This is a genomic window from Candidatus Halobonum tyrrellensis G22, assembly GCF_000495475.1.
GTDB lineage: Archaea > Halobacteriota > Halobacteria > Halobacteriales > Haloferacaceae > Halobonum > Halobonum tyrrellense.
Window position 1 is genome coordinate 102,019 of record NZ_ASGZ01000070.1, and the last position, 23,844, is coordinate 125,862.

General features: G+C 53.7%; 21 protein-coding genes. 14 read left to right on the plus strand and 7 right to left on the minus strand.

Annotated features, from left to right (window positions below; all coding sequences use genetic code 11):
* Window positions 1-916 precede the first annotated feature (916 nt).
* The 4 genes from K933_RS17110 to K933_RS17635 all read left to right on the plus strand — a co-directional run bounded on the left by K933_RS17110 (window position 917) and on the right by K933_RS17635 (window position 2,979).
* The gene (locus tag K933_RS17110; protein WP_023396018.1) at window positions 917-1,192 is read left to right on the plus strand and encodes a DUF7389 domain-containing protein; all 276 of its coding nucleotides are present in this window, start codon (window positions 917-919) and stop codon (window positions 1,190-1,192) included.
* A gap of 48 nt (window positions 1,193-1,240) precedes the next feature.
* Window positions 1,241-1,459: a hypothetical protein gene (locus K933_RS17625; protein ID WP_080509324.1), complete on the plus strand. Its 219-nt coding sequence runs from the start codon at window positions 1,241-1,243 to the stop codon at window positions 1,457-1,459.
* Window positions 1,460-1,886: 427 nt separating this feature from the next.
* A complete protein-coding gene (locus K933_RS18150; RefSeq protein WP_152529871.1) occupies window positions 1,887-2,270 on the plus strand; it encodes a hypothetical protein in 384 nt (127 codons plus the stop codon).
* Window positions 2,271-2,388: 118 nt separating this feature from the next.
* Window positions 2,389-2,979: a hypothetical protein gene (locus K933_RS17635; RefSeq protein ID WP_080509325.1), complete on the plus strand. Its 591-nt coding sequence runs from the start codon at window positions 2,389-2,391 to the stop codon at window positions 2,977-2,979.
* Window positions 2,980-3,066: 87 nt separating this feature from the next.
* Here the strand turns inward: K933_RS17635 and K933_RS18155 are convergent, their stop codons facing one another.
* Window positions 3,067-7,488 carry a bifunctional RecB family nuclease/DEAD/DEAH box helicase gene (locus tag K933_RS18155; protein ID WP_161631433.1) on the minus strand — a complete coding sequence of 1,474 codons (4,422 nt, stop codon included), beginning with the start codon at window positions 7,486-7,488 and terminating at the stop codon, window positions 3,067-3,069.
* A 229-nt stretch (window positions 7,489-7,717) separates the two neighbouring features.
* Between K933_RS18155 and K933_RS18160 the strand changes: the two genes are divergently transcribed.
* From K933_RS18160 to K933_RS17125, 3 genes are all read left to right on the plus strand, one after another.
* The gene (locus K933_RS18160) at window positions 7,718-8,149 is read left to right on the plus strand and encodes a hypothetical protein (RefSeq protein WP_152529873.1); all 432 of its coding nucleotides are present in this window, start codon (window positions 7,718-7,720) and stop codon (window positions 8,147-8,149) included.
* Between the two features lie 153 nt (window positions 8,150-8,302).
* Window positions 8,303-8,602 (plus strand): hypothetical protein, encoded by a 300-nt coding sequence (locus K933_RS17120; RefSeq protein WP_049948013.1) that lies wholly within the window; start codon window positions 8,303-8,305, stop codon window positions 8,600-8,602.
* A 55-nt stretch (window positions 8,603-8,657) separates the two neighbouring features.
* Entirely contained in the window at window positions 8,658-8,984 is a 327-nt protein-coding gene (locus tag K933_RS17125) for a hypothetical protein (protein WP_049948014.1), read from the plus strand.
* 271 nt (window positions 8,985-9,255) lie between these two features.
* Here K933_RS17125 and queC read toward each other — a convergent pair whose 3' ends face one another.
* Genes queC through K933_RS17655 form a run of 4 tightly spaced genes read right to left on the minus strand, consistent with a single transcriptional unit; the run spans window position 9,256 to window position 11,782 of the window.
* Entirely contained in the window at window positions 9,256-9,945 is a 690-nt protein-coding gene (gene queC / locus K933_RS17645; RefSeq protein WP_023396020.1) for a 7-cyano-7-deazaguanine synthase QueC, read from the minus strand.
* On the minus strand, window positions 9,942-10,556 hold the full coding sequence (gene folE / locus K933_RS17650) for a GTP cyclohydrolase I (protein ID WP_023396021.1): 615 nt from the start codon (window positions 10,554-10,556) through the stop codon (window positions 9,942-9,944). The genes queC and folE overlap by 4 nt, the downstream gene beginning before the upstream one ends.
* A gap of 1 nt (window position 10,557) precedes the next feature.
* On the minus strand, window positions 10,558-11,325 hold the full coding sequence (locus K933_RS17130; RefSeq protein WP_023396022.1) for a 7-carboxy-7-deazaguanine synthase QueE: 768 nt from the start codon (window positions 11,323-11,325) through the stop codon (window positions 10,558-10,560).
* Between the two features lies 1 nt (window position 11,326).
* Window positions 11,327-11,782, minus strand: coding sequence for a 6-pyruvoyl trahydropterin synthase family protein (locus K933_RS17655; RefSeq protein WP_023396023.1), 456 nt, complete (start codon window positions 11,780-11,782; stop codon window positions 11,327-11,329).
* Between the two features lie 126 nt (window positions 11,783-11,908).
* Between K933_RS17655 and K933_RS19140 the strand changes: the two genes are divergently transcribed.
* Window positions 11,909-15,385 carry a queuine tRNA-ribosyltransferase tRNA-guanine transglycosylase gene (locus K933_RS19140; RefSeq protein WP_235063468.1) on the plus strand — a complete coding sequence of 1,159 codons (3,477 nt, stop codon included), beginning with the start codon at window positions 11,909-11,911 and terminating at the stop codon, window positions 15,383-15,385.
* Here K933_RS19140 and K933_RS19520 read toward each other — a convergent pair whose 3' ends face one another.
* On the minus strand, window positions 15,386-15,667 hold the full coding sequence (locus K933_RS19520) for a winged helix-turn-helix transcriptional regulator (RefSeq protein ID WP_152529874.1): 282 nt from the start codon (window positions 15,665-15,667) through the stop codon (window positions 15,386-15,388).
* 111 nt (window positions 15,668-15,778) lie between these two features.
* Here K933_RS19520 and K933_RS17660 point away from each other — a divergent pair, with 111 nt between their 5' ends.
* Genes K933_RS17660 through K933_RS17150 form a run of 3 tightly spaced genes read left to right on the plus strand, consistent with a single transcriptional unit; the run spans window position 15,779 to window position 18,847 of the window.
* Entirely contained in the window at window positions 15,779-16,813 is a 1,035-nt protein-coding gene (locus K933_RS17660; protein WP_080509326.1) for a tRNA-guanine transglycosylase, read from the plus strand.
* The gene (locus tag K933_RS17145; protein ID WP_049948016.1) at window positions 16,810-17,688 is read left to right on the plus strand and encodes a hypothetical protein; all 879 of its coding nucleotides are present in this window, start codon (window positions 16,810-16,812) and stop codon (window positions 17,686-17,688) included. Before K933_RS17660 ends, K933_RS17145 begins: the two co-directional genes overlap by 4 nt.
* Complete coding sequence (locus K933_RS17150) at window positions 17,681-18,847, plus strand: BREX system ATP-binding domain-containing protein (protein WP_049948017.1); 1,167 nt, start codon at window positions 17,681-17,683, stop codon at window positions 18,845-18,847. The genes K933_RS17145 and K933_RS17150 overlap by 8 nt, the downstream gene beginning before the upstream one ends.
* Before the next feature lie 5 nt (window positions 18,848-18,852).
* Here the strand turns inward: K933_RS17150 and K933_RS17665 are convergent, their stop codons facing one another.
* Window positions 18,853-20,592 (minus strand): DUF262 domain-containing protein, encoded by a 1,740-nt coding sequence (locus K933_RS17665; RefSeq protein WP_235063469.1) that lies wholly within the window; start codon window positions 20,590-20,592, stop codon window positions 18,853-18,855.
* A 398-nt stretch (window positions 20,593-20,990) separates the two neighbouring features.
* Here K933_RS17665 and K933_RS17155 point away from each other — a divergent pair, with 398 nt between their 5' ends.
* The 3 genes from K933_RS17155 to K933_RS17165 all read left to right on the plus strand — a co-directional run bounded on the left by K933_RS17155 (window position 20,991) and on the right by K933_RS17165 (window position 22,748).
* Window positions 20,991-21,518: a hypothetical protein gene (locus K933_RS17155; protein WP_023396028.1), complete on the plus strand. Its 528-nt coding sequence runs from the start codon at window positions 20,991-20,993 to the stop codon at window positions 21,516-21,518.
* Window positions 21,519-21,862: 344 nt separating this feature from the next.
* Complete coding sequence (locus tag K933_RS17670) at window positions 21,863-22,432, plus strand: phage integrase (RefSeq protein WP_023396029.1); 570 nt, start codon at window positions 21,863-21,865, stop codon at window positions 22,430-22,432.
* Between the two features lie 67 nt (window positions 22,433-22,499).
* The gene (locus K933_RS17165) at window positions 22,500-22,748 is read left to right on the plus strand and encodes a hypothetical protein (protein ID WP_023396030.1); all 249 of its coding nucleotides are present in this window, start codon (window positions 22,500-22,502) and stop codon (window positions 22,746-22,748) included.
* Window positions 22,749-23,844 lie beyond the last annotated feature (1,096 nt).

Genomic DNA, 23,844 nt, shown 5'->3' on the forward strand with positions numbered 1-23,844 from the left:
TATCGTCCGCGCGGACTTCGAAGGGTTGACGATCCAAGTCCTCCGGGACAAAGGCTGGCACTGCAACGGACAGACAGAACCGGGGCAGGCGGGTAACCACCCCGACAAGATGATTCGTGACCACCAAGGCGACGGTTCCTCTGTGAAGTGCCCCACACAGGGGAGCGTGAACGGGCGACCTCCGAGCGGTGGTCGGCGTGAGTCGAGAGGCGCACCCGGGGAGTTCACCGGCGACAAAGGCGGTCCCTCGGAGATGTCGACCCCGTCGCTCGTTGAGCGCCTCCTTGCACCGAGCAGTCCGACGCTCGGCCTCCGGCTCATCCCCGGTGAGGGTGACTCGTTCTACCGGCAGAACCGGGGGACGGAGCGGTATCTGTTTCGTGACGAGCATGGCCGCTGGGTCATCCTCCAGCCATCCGCAGACCGATCCGACGAGGTCGTGCGCTGAGTGTACCTCCCCGACGGCAAGCCACAGACGATCGCCCGCACTGGTATCCGATAGTGGACGGTGATCGGGTACGACTACGTCCAGCGAGTGGACGCGCCTGACCCCGCGCAGACAACGGTGACGGCGAAGTTCGTCGCTGACCGCTTCCCCGGATCGACCGTCGAGTATGGCTCCTGTGGCGGGTCGTTCGAGACGACGAACGAGCACGCGATCCACTGTTGGGCCGCCCACCCATGGGTGCCGAACCCAGCGCAGATCCGTCGCCGGAGCGAACTCAATCAAGAGTCTTAACCAACAAACACCGGGATGATCCCTCGCCGGTGTTGGTTAACGGGCGCTCTCCATCGGCCCGTCGGGAGGGCGGCGGACTCGTGAAATGTGGAGTGTCACAGCGCGGGCTCGCTCCAAGAGCTGTTTATCTGCCCTCTGACGAGTGCGAGGGCGATTCGCGTTGTCCTCGTACCTGATATGACCGACCAAGACGAAGTGACTGACCAGTCGGATCGAGCAGGGAACACCAACCAAGAGCGAACCGAGTACGTTGAACGGACCGACGTCGGCGTCTCACTCACAGTCAAACTCAAGCGCGGGACCGGCACTCGGGATCAAGACGAGGTGATCGCGAAGGCGAAAGGGTCGACGCTCGAAGACGCTCGTGAAGACATGGACGAACTTCGGGGGTACATCCGCGACCTCGCGGCGGATGTCCGGCAGATCCAGCCCGACCCAGAGTCAGACGAGTAGGCTCCGGTGCTGTTTGTCGTCGCCTCATGCGAGCGGAGGCGACAGTCTATGAGCGATTCAGACCAGTCGACCGAGTCGAATAGCCTCACACCCGAACAGCGGCTCGAACCCTCGAACGTCGACCTTCTCAACGCGGGTATCGAGACGATCCACGACATGGAAACTCTTCGTGCGTGCGTCGGCTACGAGAACGCCAATCAACAGCGTGTGCGTATCCTCGAACGCCTTGCCCGTCGGGGGCAAGAGATCCGCTCACCCGATGAGTGAGCCGCCTGGGCTGTTTGTCGAGCCTCGATGGGTGGAGGCTCGAATCCATGAGTGAACACCCAGAGGTCGAAATTCACCAGCAGATAGCGTTCGGCGACGGCGGTTAACTCAAAGTCACCGAATCCAGCGTCGAAACCTCCCTCGAAGACTTCGGCTCCGACGTCGATCATCGTGAACGTAACTCTCAGATCGACCGGCCCGAGGCAGCTGAGTTCGGTGTCGACGACCGTCCCCAGATAACGCGGTCGTCGGAGAGTGACCAGTCGAACCTGTTCGCAGAGACGGCAGTAACCAGCAGACGCTCACCGGCGGTGCCATTACGATTCAATCCGACATCTAGTTATGACCCTAGTTATTACCAGAACAGATGGGGGAGCCTATAGATGGTGAGGTACGACATATTCGGATTACGTCTACGTATAAGGACTTGCCAGCTGGGAAGGACAGCGAATACAGTTTCTTTGTATATGGAGAGGTAGAACTGGGTGAGCAGTATAAATCTCGTGTCATGGGTGAGAAGGAGGGAAAGTATGTTGCAGTCACTATTGGAGCCGAACTTGTCTTACGAGTTGATGAGATGGGTGATGGTGGAGGGATAGCAGAGTTACCATCTGGCCCAGTATATCTTCCAGGATTAGAAACAGTAGGGAAATGGTGGCGTTGCAAGGTCTCTAAAGTACAGGAAGATCGGCTTGTTGCGAGGGCAACACAGGTAGTTCCTCGTAGAAGTCGGATTAAGAAAGGATCAGTATCTGATGAACGAGATCAGTCCTTGAACGATTTGCTCAATCCAAAGTATACTGATTCCTAATTCGATTTTATTATTTTCTAGGATACAATTACTGTATAGAGGATCAAAATCCAAATCGTCCATAATATAAAGTATCCAAATATTCATAACTTCTTGGTTGGGTGGTATCACCGAGGATATGGACGACTCTATCACACCCTCGGATGAATCTGGTACGCCTTCCCTTGATGAGATGATGCAGCACCTTGAAGAAGCGAAAGCACGTGAGCGATCCAGTTCGTCTCAGAGTCGATCGCAGTGGACTGGACTCCAGCGTAAAATGCGGAAGCATCGCAACGTCGCAATCCTCGCCAAAAACTACGCTGAACGGCTTGATGAACTCGTCAAGTACGACGCTACCACCCACCGGTCAGGTAGTAGCTTAAAATCTGCAGCAGCGGCTGTCGATGCTCATGGTCAACTCCCAATCTACTACCGAACTGGTGATACAGTGACTCATGTTGGCATCATCACGAAACTCCTTCTTGACCCGGACCCCGATTCCCGGGAGGCCAAGGAATTCCAGAAATACATCAGCCAAGAGGATACATACAGTGATTACGATGGAAACGACGAGCTCGATACGACGACGTATATTGTAGAACAGGGGAAAGAGCTTGATGAACCGTTTCCGATGACTGAATTGCGGAAGGTTGGAAACAACGAACCGATTGACCCAGGGTTCTGGCGATCTCCAGCGTATGTGTTTCAACGGGAAACAGACTTCTAAACGGGGAGAGACACACCAGCCACCTGCCGATTAGACAAACAGATCTTCCCCGAATACTTTGAGTATACCTAGGGTGTGGATAGACTGCTAAGGTTGTCCTGCAGAGAGTGTGTATATTGACAGCGACGTCGTTTTGCTTCCCGCTGGGAGGACTGCAGTATCAAGACAGAACTCTTGGAGTGGCCCCCGCCAGTGAAGCGTTTTAGTGTCATCATCAGTAATTCCGAGTGCGTTGTATAGTCGCTTCCAGATCAGCGTCTGATCGAATTCGTCAGCATCTGCTGGTGTTACCCGGAATACCGATTCGCTAGCGATGATCACGAGTTTCTTCTTCATCCGCGACATGGCGACATTGAGTCGGTTCGGATTCAGGAGAAACTCAGACTCCCCACGGACGTAGTCAGGGTCACTTGCAGTCGCGGAGACAAACATTACGTCGCGTTCACCGCCTTGAAAACGCTCCACAGTATCAGCAGTTACCCTATCACCAATCGATTCACGGAGCCGTCCTTTCTGTGCGTTGTGCGGCGTAACTACTCCAATGTCTCCCGCCGTCTCATTGAGTGCTTCTAGCATTGCCTGAATCAGTGCCACCTCAGTCCGATTTGCATCCTGGCTCTCGGCTTCATCGTGGATGATAAGCGTGACAGGGCACTCAGGCGCCATCGCTGCGTCAACACCATCGGTAACAGGATCAGTAGACGCGAGGATATCCTCCTGTTCGGACCGCAGTCGGATGCCGTCATCAGTATACACGAGGTCAGTGAGAAGATCTGCGACTAGTTTGTGTAGCCGATACGTCTTATCCAGCCGAGTGATTGGGATAGCATCGTCCACGTTCGGTGAAGCCGGAATGGCGTATTCGACTTCGTCAAGGTCACCTCGGAGGAAACGCACGAAGTCCAGTACAGACATAAATGGGGCATTCTCTTGGATCGTACGGCGATCTTCTCCATCCCAGTTGTGTTGCTGAACAGGTTCCATCTGCCTGTGATCTCCAATTAACAGCGTCTGAGCTCCGTCGCGGAGATACGCGCTCGCGAGGAGTGTCTGTGGAAGATTGAGCATGCTCGCTTCATCGATGGCTAGTAGATCGATAAACGATTCACCGGCTTCCATCAGATCCTCAGCACTGTCAGCGCCAAACACCGGGCCAGCAGTCTTATCGACGACTCCCCGAAGTGATGTAGTCGTCGTGAAGAGCACTACGTGCTTGCGATCACCACTCGCACTTTCGGAGACGTGAGGAGTCAGCAGCTCAGAGACGCGGTCGAGATCATCGTCGTCGTAATAACTCCGGTATTCTACGTTGGGAAGTGCGAGTTCGTCTCGGTCTCCAGAGAGCACACGCACGAACGCTGTTTCATCGAGATCTCCCGTCGCATCGTGGAATGCCGTCCATCGATTCGCGACGTCTTCGAGTGCTTCGTCAACCGCCGTGTGTGACGGCGCGGTTACGACTGTGACAAGCCGTCGGTCATCTTGTTCGGCGGCCCAGAGACGAGCAAGTACAGCGGGTGCAAGCGTGTAGCTTGTCTTTCCCGTTCCGGGTGGTCCCTGGAGGACCGATACCGTATGGTCTATCTCACGGACGAATTGCTTCTGCCGGCCGAGTGGGGCTTGACCTGTCGCATCCTCGTAACGATCGAGAAACGCGTCTATCGTATCGGGTGCATAGAGTTGCTGTTCAAATTGCTCTGACCGTTTATCGGTAAATGCAGCATCCAATTGCTGATAAAGGGCGTTTGAATCAGTGTGTTCTAAGGCTGCATACGCACGCTGGCTCGGGTAGCTGTCGGCGTACGGATCAAGGATGAAGAGATCACCCTCTTCAATGAGTGTGTCGTACTCACCGGCATCGGCTGGGTTTATCTCCGCATCGCAGTGCCATTCTATGAAGCGTTCATGACCGTATCCACCAATTTTCGAGGCAGTAATGACGATTTGATGGTGTTCCCGATCGAACGTCTGTACGGTGGCCTTCGCCGAATGCTCGATGTGTTCTGGTGAGGACACATCTACGTGTTCGAGCCCACCGTTTGCACTGCGTTGGAGCTTCGTCATTACACGCCAACTCCCGGATCCGCTTCCCTCATTGCCTTTGATCCGGCAGCTATCGAGTACGTGGTCAGGATCCTCGAAGAGATCACCGTACATCAGTTGACCCTCAACTTGGTAATCCCACTGACCGATGTCGCTAACGTTCGTCACCCGGAATATCGTTGAGTCGCCTGATTGCACCCGCTGACGTGGCGGGTCTAAGTAGTGGTCAAGACATTCTTGCCGATGGGTAGCATATTCGAGGTCAAGGTACTCCTGACAAGCCTCGCCCAAATTCGTGTCCGGTAATCCGAACGCCGGGAGATTCGGGATCGAAATCGGCCGCTTGCTCATTTGGAAGTTTTTGTAGCCGATACCCCGCTCAGTATGCTCTAACGCCTCACACAGTTTCAACGCAAGTGCCGTTACATCCGCTTGCTGGATTCGTTCACTTCTTGGTCCATCCCGGAACCGATACGTCGAGAGAGTATTCGCATCCTGCTCGGATGCATCTTCTAAGAGCTCGTCGAGTTTGCCTTGCGCCCCCCAGATATACTCTAATGGGATCTGGTTCCCGTATCGGTTGTGAAGCGGATACCAGCCGTCTGGACTCTCGCCTTCGCCGCCAAGTAGGAGACGAATCGAATCATCCTCGGAGACATATGGCCGCCATCGTTCGAATAGTCCGGTTCGGAATACCGTTCGAAGATCAAGTTGTCCATCACCTCGCTCAACGACCCAGTCGTCATTGGTCCAGTTCCATTTGTCGTGCTTCTCATCACCAGCGTATGCGCTGAGTTGTTCGACGGTTTGGACTAGACCTGTCCCAGGATACCGAAGCGCCAGTCGTTTGGTGATGTCGTCGTGGACGATCGAGACCATCCGTTGATCGATCCCCTCCCGCAATCCGAGTAGATCGCGGACGGCCGGAGATCCAAACGTACTAGGTTGTCGTTGAACCGACTCCATAAGCGCATCTCGCTCATGTTGAGAGTAGAAGTAGAGGTGCACTCGTGCCTCATCATCGTATCCTGCTTCGTGGGCCGCAGTATGGAGGGATTCGAATAGCGTCTCGAAGAACCGCTCTAATAACTCGCTTTCCTCCTCTCGACTCGCTGTCTGGCCAGTTTCTAGACGCTGTGACAGCTCAACTACCTCGCGCGGTTCGATCTTGTTTCCATTGATACGACCGGCCAGCAATGCCAATCTGTCCCGCACATGGTCCTCCTGCACGTAGAGGTAAACCCGGAGAAGCGACCCCCGTTCGTAGGGCACGTCCAACGCAGGATGCGGATCGTCGTCCGGCAATGAACCATTTCCACTCCCCTTCAGGAACTGCACATCATCGAATCGGTCGTACGCCGGATCGAGTGCCTCCTGCAACATCTGAGCTCGTTGCACGATATCCTCTAGTCGATCACCAAGCGTTCCCTCCGTCTCAAGTGCTCGAACGAGCCGTTCGTTCTCAACGCGTAGCCCATCGTAATCGATAGGACGTGTATCTGGGTCAGCCTCGTACAGTTCGCTGAGTTCGTGAATGCGGTCGATCCCTTGGGCGTTGAGCCGTTGCTGATCGCCCTGTGTCAGGTTCAGTAGTGCGGGATCTCCCGACTCAATTGCCTTCGTGAAACAGACACCATTGTATGGACAGCCGTCGCACTTCCGTTCTAGTCGATAGCCGACCTCCTCAAAGGATTGCTGAGCGAGGTCATGAAGTTCACCTTCCCGTTTGAGTAAACGCTTGACCTCCGCAGTTCGTGACTCCCGGTCAATGTAATCGACTTCGTCGAGCGCCGTCGTTTGAAGATCTGCTTCTCGATTAATAACCGCTGCTTGGGGTTCGTGCTCAAATCCGAGGTCGGTGACAACCTCATCGATGAGGAGGCTGTATATTGTCGCCTGTATCTGATGGGCTGTTTTGTCTTTCCAAGCAGTCTTCACTTCTAGAACACGCGACCGGACTCCTCCGTCGATCGGTTCTAGAGTAATGAGATCAGCTATGCCGGTTATATCCCAAACACCGATCTGCCCCGTGATTGGCAATTGGAAGAGGGCTATCAGGTCATCATCGGGTCCGAGCGCTGCTGCTTCCTCAACAAGCCGCTCAAACTGAGTCCGCACCGACTGCTTCCATCGGTCACCTGGTGTTTCACTTTCGCCTCCGTCAGGGAGTGTAACTGTCGGCGGCCATGTTTCGTCGAATGTAACCGGATCGCTGTCTTTGTCCTTATCGCCGGCGACTGTTGAAGCACGACTGGCAAGGACTTCTAACTGGGTATCCTCAAATGAGAGGCCGATCTCGGCGAAGAGTCCACTATGAGTATTTCGGTCGTGCCAATTCCGTTTGTCCACAATCGCCTGGTCGAAATATTTCAGTCGGAAAAAGCGCGAACAACCAGAGTAGTTGATGTACTGGCCGATACCGCTCGGAGTGAGCGAGACGGATGGCCGTGTCCCCTCTGTCACCATTTTGTTCACTTTCAGGTCAAATGACATAAGCGCTTGCCTGATCGACCCCGTTCGTATACCCTGTAGTTAGATCGGTCGGCGATGTCGATCGGAGGGGAGCCCTCTTCTGGATTGGTGGAAGCCGATAGTGGCACCATCACACAGGTGGCTATACTATCATCCCCTGAGTAATCGTCCCGAAAGTTACCTCCTAGATATATTTATATACCAGAATGGAGAATACAATCCTATGGTAGGAAACACATCATATTGTCTCCGACAGCAAAATTCGAAAGAGGCTGCCTATGAGGGCCTGTGTGAGGTAATTTCAGCGCTCCCGGTTTCGTCCGAATGGTCAATTAACGTAGAGTGGGAGTCGGAAACCCATGTACATGAGACAACTAAGTACGTAGTGACAGATAAGATCACTCGATACGGTGAAGATGCACTCAAGATTCAGGGACGAGGCGGTAAGCAGACCGGAGGGAAGTACGAGATAATCCCAAAGCCAAATAACTCGCCGTGGATTATCTATTATCTTCCAGACAATACGATTGGTTGGGAAGAAGAACTAAAGAGCTTAGTTGTTCACCTCCCAGCTGGCAAGTTCATTGAGGAAGATAGTGGTCAACCTCTTCTCCTCGAAAATATAGAATACCTAAAAGAGTATTTGGGGTTCTAGACTACTGCACGCGTGCGTCGGCTACGAAAATGTTAGTCAACGGTGAAGGGATATCCTCAAACGGTTGCCCGTCGGGGACGAGAGATCCGCTCACAGGACGGGGGGGCCGCCGTGGGCTGTTTGTCGAGCCTCGATGGGTGGAGGCTCGAATCCATGAGCGAACACCCAGAGATCGAGGTTCACCAGCAGACAGCGTTCGGCGACGATGGCCAGCTCGAAGTCACCGAATCTAGTGTCGAAACCTCCTTGGAGGATTTCGGTGCTGACGTTGACCATCGGGAGCGCGACTCTCGGATTGACCGACCTTCAGCGAGTGAGTTCGGCGTCGACGATAGACCACAGGTAAAGCAGTCCTCGGAAAGCAACCAATCCGCTCTGTTTGTTGAGACGGATGATGATCAGCAGACCCTTACCGGTGATGACGCCGCACTAGGCTGGCTAGTCGATGAGTGACCGAGTAGGTACGAATCTTTATTAAGACTATCAAGACATGGTTTCTACAGAGCAAATGCCCGAGAGTCAGACAGAGCACATCGATTACTATCCATCCGGATGGAACGAGGAGATACACGATCAGTACTACGTCGAATGGGTCTACGACGATGATCCAACGATTCTCGTCCGGTTGGACGGTACCATGGGAGAAGGCGACTATTCAGTCGTTCCCATAACCGGCGTGAACTCTGACGGCGAAGAGTTCGTAACCAGCCCCATCTCACAGCTTTCAGAGGAGGAGGCATTTGCGGTCGCAGAGACTCTCATCTACGCGATGAATGGGACTGCTGGTCGGGTGAAAGGCGAAGCAGAATTCACGGGTGATCAAGACGGATCGTAAGACTCCTTCAGACACTCAGTGGAGCGAAATCCCTATAGAATCAACCCTAGCGAATTGAGGTCGGGCACGGCAAACAGAGCGGTATTTCTCTCCACGGTGACCTCGGTTTATCGACGTTTCTATGAGGTTTCAACCAATGTACTGAGGCTACTTAGCGAGCAGTTTAAGATCCTCAGGACGTACGTTGGCAGGATCGGCCCCACCATCGCATTCGATCAATCGACTGTTAAGCGCAACTTGCCCCGCTTCGGAAACTCACCGAGACAGGAGATTAGGTATAATCCGGCCGTTCGGCGTACTCGATAGGATCTGTCTCATCGAGACTCTGGAACGCCTTTAGACGGAAAGCGCACGCATCACAGGTTCCACAAGCGGGTTCACTTTCTCGATAGCAACTCCACGTATGTTCGTAGGGAACATTCAGCTCAAGACCACGCTCGGCGATATCCGTCTTTGACCACTCGACAAACGGTGCTTCAATCGAAATCTCCGTCTCGTCCTTCGTGCCGACGTCAACGACCGTCTGAAACGCCTCGAAGAAGGCGGGTCGACAATCAGGATATCCAGAGAAGTCCTCTGAGTGAGCGCCGATGAACACAGCACCACAGTCGTTTGCTTCGGCGTATGAGGTAGCCATTGAGAGGAGGTTCGAGTTCCGGAAGGGGACATACGAACTCGGGACTTCATCACTATCCAAGTCTGCATCCGCTACCTCCATCTCATCATCCGTGAGGCTTGATGAGCCGATCTGCGAGAGATGGTCAGTAGTGAGATGGAGGAAATCGGCGGCATCAAAGTAGTCAGCCTGCCGCTGTGCACAGTCGTATTCCTTCGATTCCGTACGCTGGCCATACGAGGTGTGGAGCAGATAGAGCTCGTACCCCGAATCCTCGGCAACTGCTGCTGCCGTCGCACTGTCCATCCCACCGGATGCGAGGACGACTGCACGTTGATCAGTCATAGCCTCCCCTCCGTTCGGGTGACAGCGGCTCGGAATTGCTCTCGTTCTGGCTCGGTCAACTCCCCAATGGTAGCTCTAGTAGTGGTCGTGCTTTCCGTTTCGATGCCGCGCATCGCTTCACAGAGGTGCGTTGCGTTCATTTCGACGAGTACTGCCGGTGCATCGAGTTCGTCAGCCAAACCCGATGCGATATCGTTTGTAAGCCGTTCTTGCATCGTCAGAGACCGGGACTGCCAGCGAACGTACCGCGTGAGCTTAGAGAGTCCAACGACAGACTCGTCAGGTCGATATGCAAGATTGACGGTCCCGAAGAATGGTAGCAGATGGTGCTCACAAAGCGAATACACCGGAATATCCGTCTTCACCACAAGCCCATCCGAGTCAGCATCGAACGTCCGTATAGTCGGCTTCGCCGGCTCGCGATCACCTTCAGTCAGTGTCGCGAACGTTTCAGGAACCCGCCGTTGCCACGTATCAATGAGTTCGTCACGGTCTGGATCTTCGCCTACTGCCTCAAGTAGGAGTCGAGCACCCTGCTGTGCTTGTTCCCAATCGATCTTCTCTTCGGCTGTGTCCGTCCGTTTCGAAAACTGAGAGTGATTACTTGTCATGTTATGTACCGGGTGCGTCGTTCCAGAGATCAACGTGTAGCCGGGGGGTGTATCGATAGCCGTGCTCCATCGCTAACTCAGCGACAGCATTACGTCGTTCATCAAGTTCGTCTCGCGTAGTACCCTCCGGCATCAATAACACATCCGAGTCCGTGATGTTCGTCTCGGTTGCCTGTCGGACTCGGTCAAGGATCTGTTCTATCTCGACGAGATCATCCGGCCCGGTAACCACGAATTTGAGCTGAGACTCGTATCTATCGACCAAGCCGGACAAGGCATCCATATCGATACGGCTCTCTTCGTGTCGATCTTCCCACTCTCCCTCACCCTTCGGATCCCTCTCCGGCGTCGGTGTACTAGAGGAGAGTTTCGGGCTGATACTCGCGAGATCGATCGGAGCACCGGGCTGGATTGTGCCATTCGTCTCGACTGTCGTGTGATACCCCAATTCGTTCAACCGCTCTAATAGCGTAGCTGACTCAGTATGGATGAGTGGCTCCCCACCCGTGAGTACGACGTGGTCGGCCTTCTCGTGCACTTGAATCTCCTCGACAATCTCGTCGAGTGTCATCTGAGCATGCGTGGGCTCCCAAGAGGTATGGTACGAATCACAGAACCAGCACCGGAGATTGCACCCACTGGTGCGAACGAAGACACTTGGCACGCCAGCTAGCTTCCCTTCCCCCTGCAACGAGTAGAACAACTCGTTGATCGGTAGCGTCTCTCCCTCAGTCGCCCCGTCAGAGTCGGTACGGCTATTGACTGGCATCTCAGTACGTTGCCCCAGCACAGAGCTCGGAAGTCTCGCTTACTTGAACTGAGACCTGAGAGACAGAGTCCGGTAGTTCCTCCAAAAATCGTTCCTCCAAGAGAACGCCCATCACTTCAGCCGTTGGAGGGTGGTCAAGAATAACAAGCGCGTCCGCGTCTCCCGATTGCTCAAACGCATCGATGAGCGGATCGCCTTTTTCGAGCAAGAATCGGTGGTCCCATTCAGATATGACTGAGGTAATATCTCCCTTGTCCACGATCCACCCTTCCTCGGTGAGCGTACCCGTCACCTTCACCGTAATCTCGTAGTTGTGTCCGTGTGGCCTGCTACACTTGCCATCATGGTGGAGGATCCGATGACCAGAACTGATGCGAATAGGTCGGTCTTTCCCCACCTCCAAAGTTCGCTCTCCAGAGTCGTGGAGAGCGCTCGTGGGCTGTTGTCCAAGAGGCACGCCGCTGGGTTCTTCAGGTACTCACAAAATATTATCGATAGAGTATCCCGGTATTCGTAGGGTGGTATCGAGGTGAGAAAGAGAGATTGATATACCCCACCTCAATAAAACAATCAGGGATACTCTGTGAGGTTCTACGTTCCGGAATGGGATGACGCAGTTGACGCCCATTACGACTTCGAGCATGACGAACTCTCTACCCTTAGTCGTAAGAAACGCGAATTAGATTACGTCTGGGATATCTTCGATCGCGAGACGACCCCCATCGATGGTGTCCTCATTTCACGTGAGAAGGTAGAGGAGACACGCCGAAAACGGGAGCGTCTGTTAGAGCATGGGGTCTACGATGACCCAGTTTTGTCGATTCCCGAATGGCTTCCTACTATCAGTGACTGTGGCGCGTGGGGCTACAAGTCGCTCCCGTTTCCGCCGTATGGCAACGCCGAGATGCTCGACTTCTACGAGCAACTTGACGTCTCCGTGGGGGTCACGATCGACCATCTTGTCTTAGGCTCGGGGAAGGACAAAGGTCGGCTGTACCTCGACAAGCGAGCCTTCCACAACGACTTCCAGCGCTCTGACATTCCCGACAAGATCACCGAATCAGTGGAGGTGATGGACGACGAGTGGAAAGACCGATGGCCTGCTTACACTGCTGAGCACGAGCCTTCCCTCTGGACGGTTGTCGGCAAGGCGATCGACCTTCAGGTAGACGACGAACTCCGCACGGTCAGGCCGAACACGACGACGAAAATTGAGCTCCAGGAGGAGCGACCTGTCGAGCTAAGAATAGACTATGAGCGACAGGTTCAATTCCGAATTCATACTGGTGACCAAGTCCATGTAGACAGGGAATCAGCCGAGTCGATCGATATCTCCCCTGGTTCGGTTACAACGGTAACACTCGACCCTGACGAGGTCATCGAATTCGTTTCGGATACAGATGCATCGGTTCGGCTTGAGCCGGAGTCCGATTCCTGCATCACCCTCTCTCCGGGATACGAGGTTGGGATAGAGGTTGGAGGTAAGAAAACAGCGGAGTTGGAGGTCGGTACGGACTCTCCAGCGACGCTTGCTCTCACTGCAGACACGCCTGTTCAGCTCCAGTCCCCCAAGAGTCAGACGACAACGCTTGATCCTGGTGTGACAACAGAGGTGTCTCTCGAAGGGGATTCCATAGTAACGTTTCACGCAGAGGGTGATGCAGAGATTACAATTGGAACGGACTCACGCGTGGACCTCCAAACCAACGCTGAGCCATACGTCCAATCCCTCCAGGCCGATGATTTCGAGGGAAATGTAGATCAGATCCTTGAGCGTCTTACTGACGACCCACGGGCGGTCTACCGTCAAGACGACAAGCAATTCCGCTATGATTTGACGCTTCGGAACGCGAAGGAGATGTACGCCCTGTACGAAGACAGCGACTATCCATTCCGACTCATGGTGGCTGTTCAGGGGTGGACAGCCGAATCATACGTCAATGCGACTGAGCGCGTTCTGCAACTTGGCTATGACTACGTTGGCATTGGAGGAGTTGCCGGCAGTCCGATCCATGAGGTACGGAAGATCGTCAAGGAGATCGGAAAGACGATAGGGAGGTTCGAGCGACGCCATGGGACTCGCGTTGATCCACACGTATTCGGGTTCGCGAAATCAGATGCGTTTGAAACAATCGGACGGTCAGGCGTAGCGAGTTTCGATAGTGCGAGCATGCTGCGTTCGGCATGGACTGGTGACGGCAATTATCGACTGAGTGCGGATGAGCGGTATGACGCGATCCGGGTCCGCTATCCGAAAACCGGTGCAGATCTTTCTGATGCCGTAGAGACGGCCCTTCGAGGTCGAGAACTTCTCGAAGCGCTTCGGGCGTACGACGCACGCGAATCGATTCCAGCTGCCCTCCGAGAGTGGGAAGCGACTGCAAACAAGATCCTCCCCGCAACAGTAGAGTATCTCCAAGAGCACCGGCACGATGAGAAGTTCAACGAGAGTACGCTGCGTGACGTCGAAGACGCGTTTCGAGAGGACTTCGAATACGCACGAAAGCTGCGGGCCTATTTCAGCAAAGAGCTTCGAGGCGAACTCGTCAGGAACCTCAGAGAGGACAGTACTGCCGAGCCTCTTCCGTTCGACCACTACACAGATCTCCTTGGAACCGCCGCCGAAGAATTCACACGGTTCCCCCAGATGGAAGCGATTCTAGAATGCGAAGCGAAGAAAAAGAACGGAATGGACCGCTATCAGCAGTTTTGGTTCATGCTCCAGGATTATGCGATCTGGAGCGGCGACGAAGACCTCCTTGACGCGTATCAGAAGACGGTCAAAATACGACCCTGGGAACGATGCGAGTGTCCAATCTGTGATACGCATGGAGTGGAGGTGTGCATCTTCCGGGGGAATGACCGAAACCGTCGGCGTGGATTCCACAATACGCGTAAGTTCTACGACGAATTCGATGAGGCCCTCCCGAAGACACTAGTGGCTATGCGCGGATCGGTCTCGTTCAAGGACTACGATTCTGTAGAAGCATATCTCAAACACGAAGCCCCTGAGTTCTGGAATGCGGTTCACGACCTCCCAGTTACCGAGGTAGGAGTTTTTGATGCGAACGGAGTTTACGAGTGGGCATCAGATACACCGGAATCGATCTCCTTTGCTCCGGGAGAGATGGCGGAGACCCTCAGCCAGTATCTCTCTCGCTATCAGCAGTTCTATCTATACGACCCAGCAGACGGCGTTGATGATCAGGTTATCAATGAACTCAGCAGGTGTGAGACAACTACGTTCACACAGCCTGAGGAGCTCCGCACTTCAGCTCTGCAAGGGTTTGGCGAGAATTATTCCATCGGGGCGGATTTCCTTCCTCACTCACCAACCTTCGAAACGGAGGACGGACTCGATATACTCATCATCGACCAATGCTCCGGCTCAAAATACACTCCTGAGGGGACTACCGTCTTCGAAGAAGACGAACTGAACGCGTACACCAAGGAAGAACTGCTTGACCAAGATAACGCGAGGGGAGTCGAAGCGGCAGATCTCTATACAGGCCGTCAACAAGAGGCGATTTCCCAAGCGGTACGAACGCTTCGAGCAGATGGCCACTCTGTGGAGCGTCATTTCATCAGCGCAGGGTTTGGTTTGGTTGGCGAGTCGGAGAAGATCCCTCCATACGAGATGACATTTAGCGGGATGCGGATGAACAAGGTCCGTCAACGGTCCAGTCGCCTCAATATCAAACCGGATCTCGAGAGGTTGTTACGAAAGTCGAACCCCGATATTGTCTTTTTCGCACTTGGAAAGAAGTACTACGCGAGTATTGACATCGACGAGCTCGTACAGGAACTAAAGCCAAACCAGATAGGGGTTGTCTTTAATCGAGAACTGGCCGACGATCAGTTCGAGAATATTGTCTCCGTGCCCGCTCGGCTTGAGGATGCTAAGCGTCACGGAACGATCGTTATCGGGCTGAAGGGGCTCTATTTAGAGAACTTCGCCAAATATCTCTCTGAAGTAGAAGCGGTAGATACAGAATTGATCGACAAGTTGTGTCGGCACATCGAGGAGGAGCCGATGCAAGCGGGGATCGGGAACTTCTAGTTAGGAATCCTGGGAGAGAAGTTGTTCTAGCAGCCCAATTATACGGAGACACTCTCTTCCTCGCTTAGTGATCTCATAGCGGACATCTCGCGAATGATGCTCATACCGGTCGACAAGACTGTGTTCACGAAGAAGGTCAAGAGAGTCTGCGACTGTATCGCTTGAAGAGTCAACTCGTTGTTCGATCGCTGAGTAGTTCAACTCTCCAGCCGTCTCTAATAGTTCGAGTATCTCGAGGGTGCGCCTTCGTCCGACGAGTTCGCGCACGGCCTCGGAAACCATTACTCCGTTCCTCTAACTCTTCAATTATAGGGGCTCTGGTTTTGATGTGACCAGTTAGCTTTGCTGAAGCGAAGCTTTAGATGCGAGCCCAGCTAACCGGAGCACGTCGGGATGTTGTTCAGACAACGATCGCTCGAAACGCCACACGGGACCCTACAAACCCCCGTCCTATTCCCGGTAAGCAATATCGGGACGCGTTCGAGTGACAATACACCGGAGTATACCGAGAGTATTCCAGACCTGTCTACAGCGATGGTCAACGGACGGGCCATCAGAAGACGGGACCCACAATGGCAACGATTGCTTGAGGGGGCATCGCTCCGAGAAGAGATGGATGTGTCACCCGAAACAATCATATTCGCCGATAGCGGGGGTTTCGGGTTTCAGCAGAATACGGTTGACACTACCCCAGAGGAAACTCTTGAGACCCAACGGCAAATCGACGCCGACATCTTTGGGACAGTCGATATCCCTCTCTCTCGCGACAATAGACAGGCGGAAAATCAGCGTCGGATCGGTAAGAGTATCGAGTACGCTTTAGAGGCAAGTGATCGCCACGATGGCGATGAGGCCCTCATCGCAAGTGTACACGGATACGATCCCGAGACGGTTCGGAACACCATCCGGCATCTCGAACGGAAAGGGGACTTCGACGGATACGCTGTTGGGAGTCTCGTTCCAATCCGGACTGCATATGAAAAAGTAACAAAGATAATACTTGCTGCCCGTAGAGCGACGGACAAACACCTCCACGTCTATGGATTGGGAGGACTGAACTATCAGCCACTCCTTCTGTATTTAGGTGTTGATAGTTTCGACTCGTCGTCATTTATCAAAAGTGCGGGGAAACGAAATTACCTGATTCCCGGATTCGGTGGTGAACCCCTCAAGAATATCGACGAGCTCTCACATCTCCCCTGTGCATGTCCTGTTTGCAGTAGGCGGTCGTTCGAAGCGATACGGAATGACCGTGACCTCTTAACTCGGCATAACATGTGGGCGCTTGCGCTCGAATTGCGGCGCTTTCGCTACATGGCTGCCGCCGACGTAGAGTTGGAGGCGTACCTCGACCTGCGATTCCAGGCAAACCGTGAAACCAAGCGAGCGTATCGACTTGCGAAACAGCAAGTCCGGAGGCTCGCATGAGCGACGATAGGGCCACAGTTCGGCCGATTACTCTCGCGCGATTGGTTGAAACAGCGTATGTTTGTCAGTCAGAGGCCTATTCGACCACTGATATTGAGGAACGATTGGATGTGAGTCACCGTAGAGCTCGTTCAGTCCTCCTTGAAGCACTTCGAATTGGTCTCCTGGACGGATCAGACGATGCATACACCACTACAGGTACAGGGAGTTCGTTCGTTGACGCAACGACTGCCCAGAACTGGTCACAGGTCAACTCTATCCTTGAATCCGGGAGTCCTCATTACGCGATGTTCTTGGACGTTGTGAGAGAGATAGGACCTGCACGTCTTGAAACAGTTCTTGACGCATTAGAGAGGAACGCAGAACCCTCATCCTATACGTACAACCAAGCGAGTGTCGAAGTACTCGGTGATTGGGCTGAGCGGTTGGAGACAGTCCAACGCAATGCGTTCACCGGCGAATACTACTATCCGACTGAGAATAAGCAGTTAGCGGACTTCGCCGAAATACTCCTCGGCACACTCGACGACTTGGAGGAGACCACTGGCGCTGGAATGCGTCAACGCTATCTGTCGATCCCCGAGGTGAGGGAGACGTTCTGTGCCCACCAGCAGATTTCTCGAGAAACGTTCGACCGAGCACTAGAAACACTCGCTCAACAGAACGTAGGAAGACTCGAACTCTCCGGTGCACCAATGGATACGAGCGCAAAAGAGGCGAGCTACGGGATCAAGGAGATCGCCCTTGCTGACGGTGATGAACTCGTCTCCACCTCACAGTCGACAGACAAGGTAATGCAAGGAGTCGAACAGTACGGTAAACAGTACTACTACCTCACCATCCACGACCGCAACCTGACCTACGACCATGAGTAACAACTTCACCATCAGCGACGAGCAGCGCGATTACGAGGAGTTTGGCCTCTCAGAGAATCCGTTCCCGTACAGTCCCGTTCCAAACGACGCCCCACGCGTGTACTGCGGGCAGGAACAAGTCACAAACCGCATCAGCGATACAGTCTCATCAGTCCTCAGTACTGGGAAATCGAAGCATCTCGTCGTTACAGGGAAGTATGGCAACGGAAAGTCTCACACTCTCAAATACACACGGTCACTCGTTCGAGACCGAGACGATGTGCTCGTTGGGTATGTGGCTCAGCCTGGTAACGGTTTCATCGATATGTATCACGAGTTCATTTACGACGTCGGATTCGACCGATTCCAGACTCTGAGCTACGAGTTCCTCGCCGAAATCACTCGGTCTGAACTGGAGAAGAATCCGATGAGTGCGAGCTCAATGGAGTCTCTCATTGACGAAGGAGAGGTACTCTTGTCTGATCTGGTTCCTGCTGCGATCCAACGGCTGAGCGACGTGACGAAGTTCGCGGACTTCGCGCGAGCGATCGTTCATCTCGTTTACGAAGATACCAAACTCTACGCGTGGCAGTGGCTCACCGCGGAGGGCCTTCGCTACGAGCAGCGAAAGGAAATGGAGATCCACAGCGCAATTGACGATGACACCAGCGCCGTTCGGGCATTCACGGCACTAAAAAATATGCTTCTGGAGTTGGGGTATACTGGCGTGTTTATGTTCGTCGACGAGTTCGAGCGGATCGCTCAGCTATCACCCAAAGACGAACAAGCGACCCTCAACAGCGTCCGCCACCTAATGGACCAGAATAGTCGCGGCCTATGTATCCTATTCGCGTGTGCACCGGAGGTATGGCAGGGAATCATGAGCGAATATCATGCGTTCTCCGAGCGGATCGGACAGGAAGTCGCTCTCCAACCCCTTACAGAGGAGAAGATACAGCGACTTGTCGAGGATTACCTCGAACTCGCGAGAGAGAGCGGGAACGCAGATGGGATCGATCCGTTCACAGAATCTGGTTTGCAGACAGTTCTCCAGCGGTCGCAGGGAAACATCAGACAGATCCTGAGCATCTGTAGCCGCGTGCTGGATGAAGCAGCTGACAATCAGCGGGAGAAGCCGATCGGAGAGGAAAAAGTAATAGAAACGATCGAGAGCATGTGACCTAACTAAGAGAAATCCCAAATATCTACCGCTATATCAGCTAATTCTTCTGATCGAGTCTCAATAGTATCTGTATTCCACTTGGTATAGTTCGATCGAACATTAGCAGTCATTTGGAAATCGGATAGTTTGTACTGATCACGTTTCTGCTGGAATGGGTTTGCACTTGCCTTTTCGTTTAGGCTTTCTTCTAGTAAAGTGAGATTGCCAATTCTATTTCGGTATTGGTTTTCATATTCAGCCTTGCTAATATTCAGAACAGATTTCCAGGTCTCATATTTGTCAGCAGAAAGAGCAGACTGGGGGGCAATATGCTCTATATCGACTGACGCTCGATCATACGTCTTCCCACCACCTGTTGAATAATGTTCTCTTTCAATAGTATCCAATATATATCTAGTCATCGAATTCTGCTTGAAAGCTGAACTTGAGAACTTAGCTCTAAATTCATCATCCGTAGGAGCCTCGTCTTTAAGCCGGTCTCTGATCTTCTCAACAGGTTCCGCCTCTTCGAATGCTGTTGAGCATAGATCAGAAAAGATCCGGTCGAGAGAAGCACCAGTAGTGAGGTCGCCAACTCGCCACCGGGTCATAAAGGATTCTAAGAGCTTTAAAACATCTAATAGTTCTGTAGAGTCATCGAACTCTTCAATGGAGCGGAGAATAAGAGTCCGGGAATGAGAGGACTGAATGTCATTTAAGTTTCGAATACGAGAATTGACCTTCTTTGATTGTTTTCCGCCGTAAATGTCAATTGAGCTATTTATTATCCCCATATATACGTCAGATACATCCACCATTTCATCTATATATTCGTAAATCTCTATACCTTCTTTCTCTAGATCAGATCTTATTATGCTACTGAAAGTGTCGTATAGTTTTCTTGAAGAAACATTACTGGGGACATCTGGCTTTGCTCTAGACATTATAAAATGACGGAAAAACCTATTTGGATGGTTAAGCTCGTGGACTACATTTTCTAACAGATATTCCCATTGTTCTCGGATGTTTATATACTCTGAGCTGGTGCTTCCTCCATATTTCTCGGTTGCTGTCTGAAGGAGAGCATTTTTCATAAGATCGACTGCTGACAACTCCATTCCGCGGTTGTTTAGTGTCTCAAAAAGGCGGAACGCAGAACCTGCGTCATTGCATTGTACGACTACAATCGTCATTTGGTTTGAAAGCTTTCTTCTAAGCTCGTCTAACTCTTTAGTCCCACAATCAGATAACTTATCTTCGAAAAATTCTAATCCCGCAAGCAATCTTGAATCGTTATCAATTGCATTCTCTCGCCCTTCAAGGATATTCTCATAGTCCTGTCCATCATACTGACTAAGGGATAATTTAGAATGCTTTTCATTTCTATCATCTCTCTCATAGAGATACTCTGTATCAATCAGTTCTCCAATACCGTTTGCATCTCCAGTTTCCTTATATCTTGATCGCATAGCGCATAGAAGGAGTGAGATAGTCGTAAGTCGCTGTTGACCATCCACGACTTCAAGTTTATTTAATCTACTAAATCCGGTTTCATTCTTTATCAGCACAATCGATCCGAGGAAATGAGTATCATTTTCGCCAATAGAATTAAGATCTGTCCAGAAGTCTATCCACTGTTCCTTTTTCCAAGAATAGGGCCGCTGGTAATCTGGGACAGTATATGTGCTCTTATCTGAAAAAGCATTTTGAACCGTACTTTCTGACGCGTCTATTTCCATACTCATGATGAGTTTGTTTGGCACCTCCCCGATAATATATCGTTCGATTTACAGACGTAACCCTCTCGCTATCGTCGTACTCAAAGTCCGGTGCAGTGCAGTAGAGACCCGAAACGAAACTAAATCATTAGCAGATATATCATTCTGAAAGTGGATGCACACGATCTAGAAGAGTCAATAAAAATAGATTAAGACGCGAGTCGTGCCGCTCGTCAACGGCGCCGACCCGTGGAAGGGACGGTGGATCGAATCCTGTACGGCGAACTCGCCGAGGCGTTCGGCGTTCCACCGGAGCGACTCACGGAGGCTGATCCCGAGGAGTAGCGCTGCGTGGCGCGGTCATCCCGGGTCACGCCGGCCGGCCCGTTCAAGTCAGGCGCGAGACCTCTCCCCCATACGGCGCGGGGGCAGGAAAGCAACCCATGACTCAAGACACAACTGAAGCGGACGGCGCCGAGGAGATTGCCGAGCTGTTCGTCGACGTCCGCGAGGGCGACCGGTTAACGTTCGAGTACGAGACGCCCGACGGCGAGGAGCGGACGGTTCGCGCCGAGGCGGCTACGGGCGCGAGAGCGACGGAACTCACCCGTGACGAACCCGCTGCGGGGAACATCGCGTTCTGGTACCGAGACCTCGACCGCGGCGCCGTCCCGTACGCGGTAGTTCGGTACCAGCCGTCCGGACAGAGCGCGCCGGTGGTCCGTCTCCACGGCTACACGCCGGAGGCAGGGTCGTCGGCTGGGATAGAGTTTCTCGGTGAGGTGAAATATGCGATGAGAATCGACGCCGACGCGCCGGAGGAGGACGATCGAGAAGGAAACTTCACATTCTCCGAGGAGAGCCAATTGTGGCTCCATCGGTTGCATCAGGAGTTGTCGCCAGAAGAAATAGAAGAGATAAAAGAGCGACAGCGGGAAGAGGCGGCCGAAAAGGAGAACGACGATGCATGAGGGCCGACGTAGGAGGTGTCCGACTCGAGCCCAAAGCCGGACAGATCTGACCCCTCCAACCCACCGACATCCCACCATTGGGGTGAAATCTCGTCCGATTCTGGCCGGGAAGCCGGCAAGTCGGACACGACAACTGGAGAAGGTCGAATAGTAGTATCTCAGCCCCATCGAGTCGGTGACATCCTCTTGAGCACCGCCGTTATCCTCCTGGCGTTGGGAGTAACCGGTGCGTTCGGTGCCGAGCATCCAACTCTGGTAGCAGCACTCATCATCGGCATCGCAAGTACGGTCGCTTATCTAATCGACAAGATAGCCGAGAGCGTCGAAAGCGAAGAGGGATCCTAATGTACCGAACTCCGCACGACGAGCACGACGGGATGAAGGTGTGGCTCGCCGCCGACGAGGCCGACGACTACCTCGCGCTCGTCGAGGACACCACCCACCGGATCGCACTCTCGCTCGGCCTCCGGTGCGGGCTCCGGAGCGCCGAGATCGTCCAGACGACGCCCGGCGACCTCGCGGACGGTCCCGCCGGGACGATGCTCCGCGTCCCCGACGGGAAGGGCGGGAAGTACCGCGAGACCCCCGTCCCGCCGGAGTTGAAGACCACTATCCAGACCGTCGACAACGTCCGGGCAGAGCCGTCCAGCTCCCCGCTCGTCGACGCGAGTACGCGGACGCTTCGTCGGTGGGTTCGGAAGTCGCCGCTCAAGCGGCCGAAGAGTAGGGCGACGACAGCTGGCGGGACCTCTCGACGCACAACTTCCGGCGGACATGGGCGACGTTGCTCGCCGGAGCCGAGGAGGTTGACCCGCTGCTCGTCTGTCAGTGGGGCGGGTGGGAGGACTGGAAACGCTCTTCGAGCACTACCGTGGCGCCTACTCTCTGGCGGAGGTACAATGAGAGGCGCGTGATAGCGTCGAATGGTTGTGACCCCTTGGCAAAGCGGTTAAGCATCTGACGCTCTTGTTATAGACACTCATGCTGTCCGACGAGGAGTTTGAGCACATTTGCTGGCTCATCTGGATAGGCGAACAGGAACAGCTCGACATAGCCGAGGAATATCGGGGAGAGAACGAAGCTAAGAGTATGTACCACGGCGGGGGCTACGATTCTTACAAAAGCCTCCGGAAAATACTCGCTGAGTACGACGTCAACGTTGAGGAACGTGCTCGCGCCTACGCCGACCGAATGGGAATTGAGGAGGTGTCTAGCCGGGTTAGCCTCTGAGCGACACACAGTGGCTCCCAACCCGTCTCCCGGGAGTTCTCGGCCCGTAGCCCAAGCTCAAGGGGAAGCGCCTGAGTGGGGTGGCTGGGAGGACCTGGAGACGTTCCTCGAACACTACCGCGGTGAATACTCGCCGGAGGTCCAGCGCCGGGCACGCGCCAGCGTCGAGCAGTTCTAACTACGCCCTCGGCGTTAACCAACGCCTCTCCCGTCTTCCCGGCCCGTTCGTTGGTTAATATACCGCGAGCGGCCGCAAGAGACGTCGTGTCTTGAGAATATAGCCGTTCTGTTCATGGGTAAAATGCTAAGTGTCGGGAGCGACTATTCTGAGGTGGACCAGAAGACTACCCATCGATTACCTGAGGACATGGGAATGGTCCAACAAAGAAAGGCGGAACGGGCGGACGCGAGAGTCCCTTTCCAAAGTTACTCGCGTCCGCCGGTGGTCGTTTTGTGGAGGTAGACACCGACGCCGAGCCACAGCAGGCCCAGGAGCGGATCGGCCCGCACACAGAGCCATGCCCCGGCTAAGACGGCGGTGGCCTCCACGGTCAGGCTCGCTACCTGCATAGTGTCGAGGGTGGACCCCCGACGAAAGGAACGGGGGCCGCGCTCACACATAAGTGCAGTTGTGCTCAAATCAACTATCTCCTCAACCCGGTATACAGCTTCTAAGGCCGCTGAATACCGTTTTTCCGGTATACTGGTGTCAAATTCTCTCCTCTCGTGCCCCCGCGTCTCCGGGGAGAGGGCGTCTGCGTGCTCTTTCCGCAGGGCCGGAAGGTGCGACGCACGTCCTCTATCTCAGAGCTAAGAGGTACCTCGTGGCGTCCATAGTCGAGGCGGCGCACGCGGAGAGTTCGACGAGTTTGTTCACTGGGTGTACCTCCCCGACGCCAAGCCACAGATGGTCGCCTAGACAGCCCTCCAACAACGGCCGGTGAATCGGGTACGACTACACCCAGCGAGTGCATGTACTGCTCCCACACAGACGACGGTGACGGCGAAGTTCGTCGCTGACCGTTTTCCCGAGGTGACCGTCAAGTGTGGTTCCTGTGACGGGTCGTTCGAGACGACGAACGAGCACGCGATTCAC

Coding starts and splice junctions, on each gene's coding strand:
- K933_RS17635 (WP_080509325.1), top strand. CDS start 2,389: ATGGACGACTCTATCACACCCTCGGATGAATCTGGTACGCCTTCCCTT.
- K933_RS17130 (WP_023396022.1), bottom strand. CDS start 11,325: ATGCCAGTCAATAGCCGTACCGACTCTGACGGGGCGACTGAGGGAGAG.
- folE (WP_023396021.1), bottom strand. CDS start 10,556: ATGACAAGTAATCACTCTCAGTTTTCGAAACGGACGGACACAGCCGAA.
- K933_RS17150 (WP_049948017.1), top strand. CDS start 17,681: ATGAGTAACAACTTCACCATCAGCGACGAGCAGCGCGATTACGAGGAG.
- K933_RS17670 (WP_023396029.1), top strand. CDS start 21,863: ATGTACCGAACTCCGCACGACGAGCACGACGGGATGAAGGTGTGGCTC.
- K933_RS18155 (WP_161631433.1), bottom strand. CDS start 7,488: ATGGTGACAGAGGGGACACGGCCATCCGTCTCGCTCACTCCGAGCGGT.
- K933_RS19520 (WP_152529874.1), bottom strand. CDS start 15,667: ATGGTTTCCGAGGCCGTGCGCGAACTCGTCGGACGAAGGCGCACCCTC.
- K933_RS18160 (WP_152529873.1), top strand. CDS start 7,718: ATGGTAGGAAACACATCATATTGTCTCCGACAGCAAAATTCGAAAGAG.
- K933_RS17120 (WP_049948013.1), top strand. CDS start 8,303: ATGAGCGAACACCCAGAGATCGAGGTTCACCAGCAGACAGCGTTCGGC.
- queC (WP_023396020.1), bottom strand. CDS start 9,945: ATGACTGATCAACGTGCAGTCGTCCTCGCATCCGGTGGGATGGACAGT.
- K933_RS17660 (WP_080509326.1), top strand. CDS start 15,779: ATGTTGTTCAGACAACGATCGCTCGAAACGCCACACGGGACCCTACAA.
- K933_RS17110 (WP_023396018.1), top strand. CDS start 917: ATGACCGACCAAGACGAAGTGACTGACCAGTCGGATCGAGCAGGGAAC.
- K933_RS17145 (WP_049948016.1), top strand. CDS start 16,810: ATGAGCGACGATAGGGCCACAGTTCGGCCGATTACTCTCGCGCGATTG.
- K933_RS17155 (WP_023396028.1), top strand. CDS start 20,991: ATGACTCAAGACACAACTGAAGCGGACGGCGCCGAGGAGATTGCCGAG.
- K933_RS17625 (WP_080509324.1), top strand. CDS start 1,241: ATGAGCGATTCAGACCAGTCGACCGAGTCGAATAGCCTCACACCCGAA.
- K933_RS17165 (WP_023396030.1), top strand. CDS start 22,500: ATGCTGTCCGACGAGGAGTTTGAGCACATTTGCTGGCTCATCTGGATA.
- K933_RS17125 (WP_049948014.1), top strand. CDS start 8,658: ATGCCCGAGAGTCAGACAGAGCACATCGATTACTATCCATCCGGATGG.